Genomic DNA, 12537 nt, shown 5'->3' on the forward strand with positions numbered 1-12537 from the left:
AAGCTGGAGGCGAGCGAGTCGGCGGGCGGTTGGCCGTAGGTGTACGCGTACTCGATCTCCCGGTACGGGTACGCGCTCTCGCCGATGTCGTCCACTCGCGCTGTTCACGCTCGCCGCCCTGATCGCCGGGTGCGGCGGCGACAGCAGCTCGGGGTCGAAGAAGGTCACCGTCTGGATGTACCCGGTGATCGCCGACCCCCAGGCCAACTCCGCCTACTGGACGCAGATCGAGAAGGACTTCGCCAAGGCCGAGCCCGGCGTGCAGCTCACCGTGGAGCAGCAGCCGTGGGAGAACCGCGACGAGAAGCTCGCCACCGCGTTCAGCAGCGGCAAGGGCCCGGACGTCGTGCTGCTCGGCCCCGACCAGATCCCGCAGTATCTGAGCAATGGAGCCATCAGGCCGGTCGACGGGGCGCTGGGGGGCACCGAGGACAAGTTCCTGCCGGCCGCCCTCGAAGCCATGAAGCGGGACGGCAAGGTCTACGCGGCGCCGATCTACCACACCGTCACCACCACGCTCTACAACAAGAAGCTGCTGGACCAGGCGGGCATCACCAAGCCCCCGGCCACCTGGGACGAGATCAAAGCGGCCGCCCCCAAACTGAAGCAGGCGGGCGCCGCGGCCCTCGACTACTCCGCGGGCAACGAAGCGACACTGAACCTCAACTTCTATCCGCTGCTCTGGCAGGCGGGCGGCAAGGTCTTCGCCGACGGCGGCAAGAAAGTCGCCTTCAACGGGCCCGAGGGCGTCGCGGCCCTCACCTTCGTCACCGACCTGTACAAAGCCGGCGCGATCCCCAAGTCCGCCCTGACCAACTCCAACGTCATCGCCGACCAGGCGCTCGGCAAGCAGCAGGCGGCGATGGGCTTCTCCAACACCCCGGCGGACGCCGCGACCGCGGCCCAGGCCTGGGGCGCGGAGAACGTCGTCGTCGGTCCGCCGCTCACCGGGGCCAAGCAGGTGACCTTCGGCATCCCCGGCGGGCTCGGCATCAACGCCAAGTCCAAGAACGTCTCCGGGTCGGAGAAGTTCCTCGCCTTCATGACGAAGCCGGAACAGCTCCAGAGCATGGGCAAGGCCAGCGGCTTCCTCTCGCCGCGTACGGACGTCACGGTGCCGAGCGACGCCCCGCACGCCAAGGAGTTCCAGGAGGCGCTCGCCAACGCCTACCCCGGTGAGCCCAACCCCACCGCACGCCAGCTGATGTCACTGATCGCGCCCGAAATCCAGGCCGCGCTGACCGGTAAGAAGAGCCCCAAGGAAGCCCTCGACGCGGCGGCCCAGCAGGCCGACGACCTCCTGGCGCGGCAGCGTTGAGCCAGACGTCCCTGACCAAGACCTCCCCGGGCGGGGCCCCTCCCCGCAAGGCCCCGCCCGGCAGGAGCTCTTTCAACAGGGCCGTACGACGGCGCGAGGCCCGCGTCGGGCTCGTCTTCGTGGCCCCGATGCTGCTGCTGTTCATCGTCTTCCGCTTCGGACCGACCCTCGGCGCGGCGTTCCTCTCGGTCACCGACTACCGGCTGAACGGCGAATGGCAGTTCATCGGGGCCGAGAACTACACCCGTCTCCTCGACGACGACCTGTTCTGGTCCAGCCTGGGCGTCACCGCCCTGTACACCGCGTTCTTCGTGCCGCTGACCGTCCTGCTCTCCCTGGGCACGGCCCTGCTGCTGCACCGCACCGTCTGGGCGCGTGGGTTCTTCCGCGGGGTGTTCTTCCTGCCGTACGTCACCAGCATCGTGCTGGCCGCCGTCATCTGGAAATGGATCTACGAGGTCGAGGACGGCCTGCTCAATGCCGCGCTCGGCCTCATCTCCCTCGGCCCCGGCCCCGTTGACTTCCTCGGCAACGAGCACCTCGTCCTGCCCTCGATCGCGGTCACCTCCGCGTGGAAGGGCTTCGGCTACTCGATGCTGATCCTGCTGGCCGGACTCCAGTCGATCCCGCAGCACGTCATCGAGGCGGCCACCATCGACGGGGCGAACGGCTGGCAGCGGCTGCGCTGGGTGACTCTTCCGCTGCTGCGGCCGGTGCTGTTCTTCGTCCTCGTCATCGAGGCCATCGGCTCCTTCCAGGTCTTCGACCAGATGTACGTGATGACGGCCGGCGGACCCGTGCGCTCCAGCTACTCGCTCGTCTACTTCCTCTACGACTCCGGTTTCAAGTTCTTCGATTTCGGCTACGCGAGCGCGATCGGCCTGGTGCTCTTCCTCGTCGTACTGATCTTCTCGCTCATCCAGCGACGGCTCATCGGAAGGGAGGCGGACTGATGGCGCGGCTGCGACTGCCCGTCCTGCTCGTCCTCGTGGCGCTCGTGACCGTCATCCCCTTCGTGGTGATGGTGCTCGTCGCCTTCGCGCCGCCCGGCGGGCAGACGCTGCCGGGCGCGTTCGACCTGACCCGGGCCACCTGGCAGAACTTCTCCGACGTCCTCGGCAGCGCGGACATCATGCGCTGGGCGGTCAACTCACTGATCTACTCGGTGGTCTCCGTCGCGCTCATCCTGCTGTTCTCGTCCATGGCCGGATACGCCTTCGCGAAGAAGCGGTTCCCGGGCCGCGAGGTGCTGTTCTGGTCGTTCCTGGCGACCCTGATGGTGCCGTTCCAGGCCACCCTCATCCCCTACTACATCCTCGTCTCGGAGCTGGGCGGCGTGGACACGTACTGGGGAATGATCGTGCCCACGCTCGCCAACTCCCAGGCGGTCTTCCTCATGCGGCAGTTCATCCAGCAGCTGCCCGACGAACTCTTCGAGGCCGCGAAGATCGACGGAGCCTCGGAGTGGCGCATCTACACCACCGTCGTCATCCCGCTGATCCGGCCGGTCCTGGCGACCCTCGGCGTCTTCGTCTTCCTCTGGCACTGGAACGACTTCCTGTGGCCGCTCGTCATCGGCCAGTCCTCCGAGATGCGCACGCTCACGGTCGGCCTCGCCACCCTCGAAGGCGAGAACGTCGCGGTCAACCAGATCATGGCCGGGGCGACCATCACAGTGATCCCCTGTCTGCTCGTCTTCGGACTGCTGCAGCGGTATCTGACGGACTCGATCGCCACCACCGGCCTCAAGACATGACCGTCACTCCGCCGGGTGCTGGACGAGGTGGAGGGCCTCGACATGTCGCTCGCCCCGTACGCCGCGCGGATGGGTCCGTGTCCCGTCGCGGAGGCGGCCGAGGACACGGTCGTCTGGGTGCGCCAGCCGATGCTGATGGCCGACGACGCAGCCATGGCGGACATCGCCCGCGCCGCGCTCCTGGGCCAGCAGGGTTTCCGGCAGCGCGCGTTCAGCCGTTGAGACGCGGCAGCACCTCGGACCCGAACGCCTCGATCGCGCTCAGGGCGTCCGTCTGCGGCATGCCCGGCGGCTGGATACGCAGCACCACACCGTCGGCGCCCATCTCGCCGTACGCCCCCAGACGCTGGACGCACTGATCCACCGAGCCGATCACGGAGCGCGCCTCGATGTCGTCCCACTGCTGCGCGTAGCGCGCGGCATCGGCGGAGGTGCGCTTCCAGTCGCCGTAGGCGTCGTACAGACCGCGCAGCGGCGCCTCCAGGGCGGAGCGGGCCTGCTGCGAGGAGGGCGCGGCATAGCCCTCGCGGCAGACGATGACCTCCGCGCCCAGACTTGCCGCGCCGTGCGGGTAGGAGCGGTACTCCGCGATCTTTTCCGGGAGTTCGGAGTCGAGTTCGTTGAAGGAGGTCGTCCAGCCGTCGCACATCCGGGCCGTACGCTCCAGAGCCGCCGGCACCCGCCCGCCGTTCCAGATCCGGGGGCGCGGCGACTGCACCGGACGCGGCGACAGGAAGGCCTCGTCCACCGAGGTCCAGCGGCCGCGGTGGGTGACCTCGTCCTCCGTCCACAGCCGGGTGACAAGCTCCAGGCACTCCTCGAAGCGCGACACGCGCTCGCGCGGCTGGGTGCCGTACAGCGTGAACTCCTCGGGCCGGTAACCCAGTACGAATCCCGCCGTGAGCCGCCCGCCTGACAGCACGTCGATGTGGGCGAGGGTCTCGGCCAGCCACACCGGCTGGTAGACGGGCGCGATCAGCCCGGCCGTCGCGAGTCCGATCCGCTCGGTGCGCGCGGCGAGATACGCCAAAGAGGTGAGGGCCTCGTGGTATCCGGGCCGGTGCAGATGCCGTTCGCCGAGCACCACCCAGTCGAATCCGGCCTGTTCGGCCAGAAGTACCTGCTCCACCGCGTCGGCGAGCCGGGGCCGGTCGGCCTTGTCCGCGTAGAGATTGACGTACAGGCCGAGACGCATGGGGCGCTTGGGCATTCTCGCTGGCCTTTCCTTTACGGTCCGGGCCGTAAAGGCTAGCGTGTCGGCAACGACCGCAACAGACGGGAGAGATCGCTCATGTCTGCGACGGAGAGCCTGGTGCGCAGGCTGCGCGGTGCCGTACTGCCCGCGGTGGCCACCCCCATGGATCCCGGGGGAGTCGTGGACCTGGACGCGCTGCGCGGCTACGCGGAGCGGATCGCGGCCGCGCGGATCGGCGGCGTCGCGGTATGGGCCCACACGGGCCGCGGTCTTCATCTCTCCGAACCCGACCGTCAGCAGGTGCTGAGCATCTGGCGAGAGGCGGTCGAAGGGCCGATCGTGGCCGGCGTGGGGGTGCCACGATCGGTTCGCCCCAGGACCACGCAGGAGGCCGTGTTCGCCACGGTCGCCATGGCCGTGCAGGCGGCGGAGGGCGGTGCGGACGCGGTCATGGTCTATCCGCTCGCGCAGCTCGACGGGGACGACGACGAGGCCGTACGGCTGCACGAGAGCGTTGCCGCCGAGAGCGGGCTGCCCGTGCTCGGCTTCTTCCTGCACGGCGAGGCGGGCGGCTATCCGTATCCGCCGGCGCTGATCCGCCGGCTACTGACGCTGCCGTCGGCCGCGGGGATCAAACTCGCCACCCTGGACCGGGCGATGGCGTGCCAGGACGCGATCCGCGCGGCCGGGGAGAGCGGAAAGCTGGTGGTCACCGGTGAGGACCGGATGTTCGGCCCGTCCCTGATGTGGGGCGCGGACTCGGCGCTGGTGGGTATCGCGGCGGCGCGGGTCGGCCTGACGAGCGCGGTGCTGGACGCCTGGCGGTCGGGCGACCACGCCGGTTTCGTGCGCGCGTCGGGCCGCTTGGACCGGTTCGCGGAGGCGACGTTCCTGGCGCCCATCGAGGGGTACGTGCAGCGGATGCTGTGGGCGGCGGTGTGGGAGGGGCTGCTTCCGGAGTCGGCGGCGTGTGATCCGTACGGGCCGGGGTTGCCGGTGGGGGAGCGGCAGGCCGTGGTCGAATGCCTGGAGGAGCTGTCGAAGGAGGCGGACGAGGCCTGACCCGGGGGGCCGCCTGAACCGGGGCTCCGCCCCGGACCCCGCGCCTCAATCGCCGGCGGGGCTGAAATTCGGGGCTCCGGGGCGCAGCCCCGGTTACGGGAAGGGGCGGGGTGGGGGAAGAACCCCCTCCAGGCCGAACAGCCCTGCTGCGTTGCGCCACAGCACCCCCTCCCGCTCCCCGTCCGTAAAGCCCGCATCCCGGATCACCCCCAGCGACACCGACGGGTCGATCAGCGTCGCGTCCGTCCCGAACAGCAGCCGCTCCACCGGGACTCCCGCCGCGCGCGCGTAGTCGATCCGGCCGGCGTCCGCGACCGTACGGCAGTGTTCGAGGTAGAGCCGGTCGCACGCCGCCGCCGCGTGCGCGGCCTCGCGCCAGGCGTCGCCGCCCGCGTGGCCCATGATGATCCGCAGCCGCGGCCGGCTCTCCAGCAGTTCGGGCAGCAGCGCGACCTCGGGGCCCCAGGTGTGCAGCAGCAGCGGCACCCCCGCCTCGTCGACAAGGTCGAAGGCCTCGGCCATTTCCCGGGTGCCGATGAGCCGCCCCGGGTAGTGGGTGTGGATCTTCGCGCCGACGAACCGGCCGGTGTCCAGACAGCGTCGCAGATCCTCGGCGCTCTCCTCGATGCGGTTCGGGTTCACCACGGCGTAGCCGAGCAGCCGCGGGTGCACGGCCAGCACCTCGCGCAGCGCGGCATTGCCCGCCACGGCGTCGTACACCACCGCCTCGGCGGCCGACACGAACTGCAGATCGATGCCGTACTTGTCCATCAGGCTGATGTTGAACGCCGCGTCGCCGGTGTCCATGTGGAACGGCCAGGGGCCCACATGCGCATGTACATCGATGATCGGCATCAGCCCAGCAGCTCCTCGACGTTCCCGCCCGCGATCGCCGCGCGTTCGGTCTCTCCGATGTCCGCGTAGCGCAGCCGCAGCGTCTGCGGGGAGATGTCCATGAAGGGGGTGCGCGAGCCGAAGACCAGATGGCGCGCGCCGGCCGTGTCGACGACCCGCTCGATCGCGTCGGGGGCGGAGAGCAGCCGGGTGGTGGCCCGGAACCCTGGTTCGCTCCGGGCGAGCAGCAGGAAGTCGGCCAGCACATACGAGTGCACGTCGAGGAAGACGACATCCGCGCCGCGGCCGGCGAGCACCGGCCCGTAGTGGCGCGGGTCCCCGTCGTGCAGGAGGACAAGACCGCGGGCGACGGCCTGCCCGATCACATGCCGGTAGCCGGGGAAGTCCGGTTCCACGTCCTGCTGCTGGGTGAACAGCCGCAAGAAGCGCACCCCTTCCGCGTCCAGGGCGTCAAGACGCTCATCGGCGGCGAGCGCGTCCCGCAGATCCACGGTGCCGACCGGCAGCAGCTCGGGGCAGTCGGCGAGGTCCTTGACCGTACGGATGTTGCCCGCGGTGTCGTCGAAGAGCGCTCCCCGCGTCGACATGGCCAGCGCCCTGGAGACGGGGGAGCGGGCGAGGCGGGCCCTGACCTCGGCGAGGCCGATGTCGGCGTGGTGCCTGGGCCACGGGCCGTACAGCACGTCGACGTCCCAGCCGATGAGCTCCTCGGGAGCGGTCCGCAGCCAGTCGTAGGGGCTCACCGCGGTCACCGTGCGCAGGCCCGGTCGTGGACGGTGCGGATCGCGCGGGCGATGTGCTCCACGTCCGCCTCGGTGTATCCCTCGTTCCAGGGGAGGGCGAGCAGGGTCCGGCCGATCAGCTGCTCCGCCTGCGGACACAGCCCCGGCGGGTACCCCGGCAGGGCGGGATTGGCGTACAGCGGACGTTCGAGATAGCCCGGCATGGTGGGGACGCCCTCGGCCTCAAGGTCCTTCGCCCAGCGGGAGTTGTCGTCGACGAGCATTGGGAAGAGCCACCACGCGTGGCCCGGCAGCGGCTCGGGGACGGTGACCCGGTCGAGCCCGGCGAGCGCGGCGACGAGCTGGCCTGCCCGCTCCCGGCGCACGCGTACGACGTCAGCCACCTTGGCGAGCTGGGCGCGGGCCACCGCCGCGGTGAGCTCGGTCATCCGGTAGTTGAGGCCCATCTCGCGGTGGATCCGGCCCTCCGTGCGGTCCCAGCCCTTGTCCATGAACAGCCGCATATGGCGGGCGAGCTTGGGGTCGTCGGTGAGCGCGAGGCCGCCGTCGCCCGCGGTGATGTGCTTGTACTGCTGAAGGCTGAAGCAGGCGATGTCCCCGACCGTGCCGAGCAGCCGGCCGGTGCTGTCCTCGCCGAGCCAGGCCTGCGCGCAGTCCTCGATGAGCACAAGTCCGTGCCGGTCGCAGATGGCACGCAGCGCGTCGATGTCGGCGGCGGCGCCGAAGAGATGCACGGCGATGACGGCCTTGGTGCGCGGGGTGAGCGCCGCCTCGACGGCGCCGGGGTCGAGATTCCCGTCCGTGGGGCGTACGTCGGCGAACACCACCCGGCCGCCCTGCGCGACGACCGGCGCCACTGTGCCGAAATCCGAGAGCGGCGTGGTGATCACCTCGTCGCCCGGGCCCACCCCGGCCGCCGCGACCGCCAGATGCAGCGCGGCCGTACCCGAACTGCAGGCGACCGTTTCCCCGCGGGACTCGAGGGTCTCGCGGGACCCGCTGGAGTACAACCGCGTCATCTCGGCTTCAAGGGAACGTGCTTCACTGCCGAAGGCGCTGCACAGCACCGCGGAGTCCAGGACGCGCAGCACCGCGGCCCGTTCCTCCTCGCCGAAGGTGCGGCCGCGCGGGCCGAGAACGTCTGGCAGCGGCATTTCCCGTTCGGGCATCGGGGCACTATCCTCTCCGCAAGCATGCGGTTATGGCCTGGGCCGAAATTAAAGCCGCGGTTGCCGGGCGTCAACCCCGTCCAGAAGTACCTCAGAACCACTCCAGAAGAACGGAGACCGGCCGATGGCTCTCACGGTCGGCGTCATCGGTCCCGAGGACCTCGTGCACAAGGTGGTCGCGGTCGGCGGCTCGGCCGGGGCGGACCGGCTGGTGCCCTTCCCGTACCGGCACGAGGACGAGACCCTCGACGTGGTCGACAGGACGCAGGCCGAGGTGGACGCGCTGCTCTTCACCGGCGTTGTGCCGCACACGCTCGCCACCGCTGCCGGAATCGTCGACCGGCCCGCGATGTATGTGCCTTACAGCGGCGCGACCCTGCTGCGTGCCCTGGTCGAACTGCTCCGCCTCGGCCACGACGTCTCCCGTATCTCCATCGACACGCTGCGCCGCAGCGAGGTGATGGAGACGCTCACCGAGGCCAAGCTGCCCACCGAGCATGTGCATGTACTGCCCTACCGGCCCGGGCTGACCTCGCGGGACCTGGCGGAGTTCCATCTCGCCGCGCGGGACAGGAAGCAGACCCGGGTGGCCCTCATCTGCCTCGGCTCGGCCTTCCATCTCCTCGACCACGAGATGCACGCCGTACGTCTCGCGCCGTCCCGGCACTCCATACGCTCCACGCTCCAGGCCCTTGTGCTCGCCACCGCGGGACAGCACAGCGGAGACGCCCAGGTCGCCCTCGGCATCATCGATCTTCCGGCGGCCGACGGTGAACTGGCCGCGGATCTGCGAGTGCTGGGTGGCAGCCTCGCCGATCTGGCGGACGGGCAGCGGCTGGTCGTCACCACCCGGGGCGTCCTGGAGGAGGTGAGCAAGCAGTTCACCCGCCTCCCCTTCCTCGACGACCTCGCTGCCCGGCACGGCACCGCTCATGTGGGCTTCGGCCTCGGCCGCACCGCCGCGGAGGCCGAATCGCTGGCCAGGCGCGCGGTCAACCGGGCCCGCTCGGTGGGCCCGGTGGCCGGCGTCGTCTCGATGACCGACGACGTCGACATCGTGATCGACGCGGAACGCTCCGGGTCCTCGCTGTCCGCGGCGGCGGCCGGGCCGGAGAGCACGGTCACGCTCGCCCGCCGCGTCGGACTGAACCCCAAGACGCTGGACCGGCTGCGTGAACTGGCCGCTCAGGAGGAGGACGAGGGCATCACCGCGCACCGCGTGGCGGAGCACCTTGCCGTCCAGCAGCGTACGGCCCGCCGCATCCTCAAGCGCCTGGAGCGGGCGGGGGTGGCCGTACCGACGGGCAGCCGGCAGCTGGGCCAGACCGGCCGCCCGCCGATCGTCTACCGCGTACGCCTCTAAGCCCGCCCTTACGGTCCGGGCCGTAACTTGAAGGAGCCGTGCTTGAAGATCGTCTCGGTTCACACCCGCGTTGTCAGGGCCCCCTACCGGCGACCCTTCGTCATCAGCAGCGGCAACAGCCCCGAACTCATCAGCCTGGTCGTCGAAGTACGCACGGCAGACGGCGATTCCGGCTTCGGCGAGGCCTCCCCGATGACCGCGTACACCGGCGAGACCCTCGCCGGCCTTGAGGCGGCGCTCACCGAGCACGCCGCCCCCGCGCTGATCGGCCGCGACGCCCGCGACCTGGCGGGAGCGCACGCCGCCATGGACGCCGCCATCCGCGGCCAGCGGTTGGCCAAGGCGGCGCTGGACATCGCGCTGCACGATGTGGCGGCGCGGGCGGCGGGCTGGCCCGTGCACCTGCTGCTCGGCGGCTGTGTCCGCCCGCGTGTCCCCACCACCTGGGTGGTCGGTCTCGGAACGGTCGAGGAGATGGTCGAGGAGGCGGCCGCGTACGCCGCACGCGGCTTCACCCACATCAAGGTGAAGGGGGGTGAGGACCCGGACCGGGATGTGCGACTGGTCCGTTCCGTGCGCAGTGCCGTGCCGGACTTTGTGGAGCTCAGCCTCGACGCGAACGAGGGCTACGACCCCGGCATCGCGGGCCGGACCGTCGGCCGGCTCGCCGACGCCGGGCTCGACCTGGTTGAACAGCCCTTGCCCCGCTGGGACTTGACCGGCATGGCCGCGCTGCGCAGCCTCGGCGGCCCGCGCGTCATGGCCGACGAGAGCCTGCACTCGCTGCACGACGCCCTGGAGATCGTCCGCCGAGGGGCGGCCGATGTCCTCAACATCAAGATCCTCAAGGTGGGTGGGCTGCACCGGGCCCGGCAGATCGCCGCGCTCGCCGAGTCGGCAGGCCTCGCCGTGAAGATCGGCACCATGCCGGAACTGGGCGTCGCCACCCTGGCCGCGGCCCATCTGGCGGCCGCCCTGCCGCATGCCACGGTCCCGGCGGACCTGGTGGGTCCACTGCTGGTGCATACGGAACCGCTGGCCCCGACGGCGTTCGCGGCGGCGGACACGGGGTGGGTGGACGTGCCGGTGGGACCGGGCCTGGGCCACGACCTGTAGCTCGCGCGGCCGCGGGCACGGCTGGGGCTCCACCCCGACCCCGCGCCTCAATCGCCGGCGGGGCTCCAATGGAGCCCGTCCGGCGATTGAGGACACGCCCGAAGGGCGTACCGGGGTCTGGGGCGGAGCCCCAGTTCGGGAAGGGGCGGGGCGCCGCCGCAGGCGCAACCCCCAGCCCGACGCCCGCTACCGCAGGCCCGCCGCGTCCCCCACCACCGGCCCCACCCGCCGCGCCAGCACCCCCACCGGACCCGCCGCCCGCTCCAGCCCCACCAGTTGCCTGACCGCCTCCGCTGTCTCCTCGTCGCTCGCCGCCGTCGCCGCGAGCAGTGCGATCAGATAGTCGACCAGCCAGTCCCGCAGCTCGTCCGCCGACGGCTGCTTCTCCTCGTCCAGCCAGATCAGCGACGCCGCCTCGACGGCCGCGATCCAGGTGCGCACCATCATCCGCAGCCGCGGTCCCGGCCGGGACACGCCGATGTGGACGAGGATCTGCTCGGCCGCGGCCCGCCGCACCTCGTCGACGATCGCCGTCGTACGGGAGGTCTCGGCGACGCTGCCACCGCGAAGCAGCGCGCTGAACCCGGCGTCGTGCTCGTCGACGAAGACGAGATAGCGGTCGAGGACCCGGGAGACCCGCTCGGTGGGCGGTCCCGTGGGCGGCTCGGTGAAGCACAGTTCCAGCTGGTCGGCGGCGGAGCGGAGAGCCGTCTCGTACAACTGCTGCTTGCCCCCGGGGAAGTAGCGGTAGACGAGGGGTCGGGAGACCCCGGCCGCCTCGGCGACGTCGTCGAGGGAGACCTCGTCCGGCGGCCGGTGCGCGAAGAGCGTGAGCGCGGCGTCGAGGAGCTGCCTGCGGCGCTCCTCGACGCTGAGCCGTCGGTACGCACGGGTCGCTGGAGTGGGACTGGTCATGCTCGCAGCGTAACCGCCCCGTTCTTGGATTACGCGAGGAGACCGGAGCTCTTCCAGAGCCTGCGGCCCGGGCCCCGCAGGACGCCGATGTCGTCGAGGAAGTCCGTCAGCCGCTTCGCGCCCGACTGCATCACCTCGCGGCGGTGGCCGCTCGCCTTCACCTGGGCAACCGCCTCGCGCCGGTCGAGGCCGACGTCCGTGTACACCTGCGGATTCACGAAGCAGACCGAGAAGACCCGTGCCGCCTGCCCGCAGCTGAGGCGTGTGAACTCCTGCTCCCAGCGCGGCGCTGTCACCATCTGCCGACGCAACTCCTCGCGCGCGTACCGCACATGGCGCGCCTCCTCCACCACATGGATGCGGGTGACGCCGCGCACCAGGGTCTGGACGCGCTCGTCCGGGAAGGTGAGGCGCTGCATCCAGTCGAGGATCTCCTCGCCGAGCAGCGTCGCCGCGAACGAACCGGGTGTGGTCGAGACGGTCTTCAGGACGCGCGCCAGATTGTGGTAGAGCCGCGGTACGGGATACGCCGGCGCCCCGCCCTTCTGGATCAACCGGGCGAACATCATGGAGTGCCGGCACTCGTCCGCGATCTCGGTGAGCGCGTACCGCACATGGCTGCTGGTCACGGACTTGCCGTAGATGTGCCTGACCAGCAGCTGCATCAGGATGATCTCGAACCAGATGCCCAGCGAGGCGAGCGACGCGGCCTCGTGCCTGGCCAGCTCCAGCCGCTGTTCCTCGGACATCTTGTACCACAGCGGGGTGTCGTAGAGGGAGAGCAGCTCCGGCGGCCAGAACCACTTGCCCTCCTCGAACGGGGAGTCCCAGTCGAGCTCCTTGTCCGGGTCGAAGGAGTGCTTGGCGGAGGACTCGAGGAGGCGCTGGGCGACCTGCTCCCGGTCCCGGAGCGGGCCGAGTGCGTCGCGGAGCAGCTGCACGTCGCGTTCGGTCACTGTCGTCATGGCTGAGGGCACCTCGCGGGTGGGGTGAGCAACGTCAACCTTTATGAGACTTCCTGTCAGCAAGGCCGTCAATCCCTTGC

The 12537-nt window shown here is 70.6% G+C and carries 13 protein-coding genes; 7 read left to right on the forward strand and 6 right to left on the reverse strand.

The annotated features are described in order from the left end of the window. Nucleotides 1–175: 175 nt before the first annotated feature. From ACWDO5_RS14720 to ACWDO5_RS14735, 4 genes are read left to right on the forward strand one after another with little or no spacing between them, the layout of a single operon-like run. Nucleotides 176–1318 (forward strand): ABC transporter substrate-binding protein, encoded by a 1143-nt coding sequence (locus ACWDO5_RS14720; RefSeq protein ID WP_450530654.1) that lies wholly within the window; start codon nt 176–178, stop codon nt 1316–1318. Continuing rightward, nucleotides 1315–2271 (forward strand): carbohydrate ABC transporter permease, encoded by a 957-nt coding sequence (locus tag ACWDO5_RS14725; protein ID WP_450530655.1) that lies wholly within the window; start codon nt 1315–1317, stop codon nt 2269–2271. Before ACWDO5_RS14720 ends, ACWDO5_RS14725 begins: the two co-directional genes overlap by 4 nt. Then, nucleotides 2271–3074, forward strand: a complete 804-nt coding sequence (locus tag ACWDO5_RS14730) for a carbohydrate ABC transporter permease (protein ID WP_450530656.1) — start codon at nt 2271–2273, stop codon at nt 3072–3074. The genes ACWDO5_RS14725 and ACWDO5_RS14730 overlap by 1 nt, the downstream gene beginning before the upstream one ends. Nucleotides 3075–3089: 15 nt before the next feature. Continuing rightward, the gene (locus tag ACWDO5_RS14735; protein ID WP_450530657.1) at nt 3090–3296 is read left to right on the forward strand and encodes a hypothetical protein; all 207 of its coding nucleotides are present in this window, start codon (nt 3090–3092) and stop codon (nt 3294–3296) included. On the opposite strand, the gene ACWDO5_RS14740 is transcribed toward ACWDO5_RS14735, so the two are convergent. Then, nucleotides 3286–4284 carry an LLM class flavin-dependent oxidoreductase gene (locus ACWDO5_RS14740; protein ID WP_450530658.1) on the reverse strand — a complete coding sequence of 333 codons (999 nt, stop codon included), beginning with the start codon at nt 4282–4284 and terminating at the stop codon, nt 3286–3288. The two genes, ACWDO5_RS14735 and ACWDO5_RS14740, sit on opposite strands and share 11 nt — an antisense overlap. Nucleotides 4285–4365: 81 nt before the next feature. On the opposite strand from ACWDO5_RS14740, the gene ACWDO5_RS14745 reads away from it, so the two are divergent. Continuing rightward, complete coding sequence (locus ACWDO5_RS14745; protein WP_450530659.1) at nt 4366–5331, forward strand: dihydrodipicolinate synthase family protein; 966 nt, start codon at nt 4366–4368, stop codon at nt 5329–5331. 93 nt (nt 5332–5424) lie between these two features. Here ACWDO5_RS14745 and ACWDO5_RS14750 read toward each other — a convergent pair whose 3' ends face one another. From ACWDO5_RS14750 to ACWDO5_RS14760, 3 genes are read right to left on the reverse strand one after another with little or no spacing between them, the layout of a single operon-like run. Then, nucleotides 5425–6186: an amidohydrolase family protein gene (locus tag ACWDO5_RS14750; RefSeq protein WP_450530660.1), complete on the reverse strand. Its 762-nt coding sequence runs from the start codon at nt 6184–6186 to the stop codon at nt 5425–5427. Next, nucleotides 6186–6929, reverse strand: coding sequence for an amidohydrolase family protein (locus tag ACWDO5_RS14755; protein WP_450530661.1), 744 nt, complete (start codon nt 6927–6929; stop codon nt 6186–6188). Before ACWDO5_RS14755 ends, ACWDO5_RS14750 begins: the two co-directional genes overlap by 1 nt. 5 nt (nt 6930–6934) lie before the next feature. Further along, complete coding sequence (locus ACWDO5_RS14760) at nt 6935–8098, reverse strand: DegT/DnrJ/EryC1/StrS family aminotransferase (protein WP_450530662.1); 1164 nt, start codon at nt 8096–8098, stop codon at nt 6935–6937. A 124-nt stretch (nt 8099–8222) separates the two neighbouring features. On the opposite strand from ACWDO5_RS14760, the gene ACWDO5_RS14765 reads away from it, so the two are divergent. After that, complete coding sequence (locus tag ACWDO5_RS14765; protein WP_450530663.1) at nt 8223–9461, forward strand: hypothetical protein; 1239 nt, start codon at nt 8223–8225, stop codon at nt 9459–9461. 42 nt (nt 9462–9503) lie between these two features. Continuing rightward, nucleotides 9504–10577: a mandelate racemase/muconate lactonizing enzyme family protein gene (locus ACWDO5_RS14770; protein WP_450530664.1), complete on the forward strand. Its 1074-nt coding sequence runs from the start codon at nt 9504–9506 to the stop codon at nt 10575–10577. A 186-nt stretch (nt 10578–10763) separates the two neighbouring features. Here ACWDO5_RS14770 and ACWDO5_RS14775 read toward each other — a convergent pair whose 3' ends face one another. Next, on the reverse strand, nt 10764–11492 hold the full coding sequence (locus tag ACWDO5_RS14775; protein WP_450530665.1) for a TetR/AcrR family transcriptional regulator: 729 nt from the start codon (nt 11490–11492) through the stop codon (nt 10764–10766). Nucleotides 11493–11521: 29 nt separating this feature from the next. Beyond that, a complete protein-coding gene (locus ACWDO5_RS14780; protein WP_450530666.1) occupies nt 11522–12457 on the reverse strand; it encodes an AurF N-oxygenase family protein in 936 nt (311 codons plus the stop codon). Between the last annotated feature and the right edge of the window lie 80 nt (nt 12458–12537).

Source organism: Streptomyces sp. NPDC000880 (genome assembly GCF_053599675.1).

Coding starts and splice junctions, on each gene's coding strand:
- ACWDO5_RS14730 (WP_450530656.1), top strand. CDS start 2,271: ATGGCGCGGCTGCGACTGCCCGTCCTGCTCGTCCTCGTGGCGCTCGTG.
- ACWDO5_RS14775 (WP_450530665.1), bottom strand. CDS start 11,492: ATGACCAGTCCCACTCCAGCGACCCGTGCGTACCGACGGCTCAGCGTC.
- ACWDO5_RS14750 (WP_450530660.1), bottom strand. CDS start 6,186: ATGCCGATCATCGATGTACATGCGCATGTGGGCCCCTGGCCGTTCCAC.
- ACWDO5_RS14760 (WP_450530662.1), bottom strand. CDS start 8,098: ATGCCCGAACGGGAAATGCCGCTGCCAGACGTTCTCGGCCCGCGCGGC.
- ACWDO5_RS14720 (WP_450530654.1), top strand. CDS start 176: ATGTACCCGGTGATCGCCGACCCCCAGGCCAACTCCGCCTACTGGACG.
- ACWDO5_RS14780 (WP_450530666.1), bottom strand. CDS start 12,457: ATGACGACAGTGACCGAACGCGACGTGCAGCTGCTCCGCGACGCACTC.
- ACWDO5_RS14740 (WP_450530658.1), bottom strand. CDS start 4,284: ATGCCCAAGCGCCCCATGCGTCTCGGCCTGTACGTCAATCTCTACGCG.
- ACWDO5_RS14765 (WP_450530663.1), top strand. CDS start 8,223: ATGGCTCTCACGGTCGGCGTCATCGGTCCCGAGGACCTCGTGCACAAG.
- ACWDO5_RS14745 (WP_450530659.1), top strand. CDS start 4,366: ATGTCTGCGACGGAGAGCCTGGTGCGCAGGCTGCGCGGTGCCGTACTG.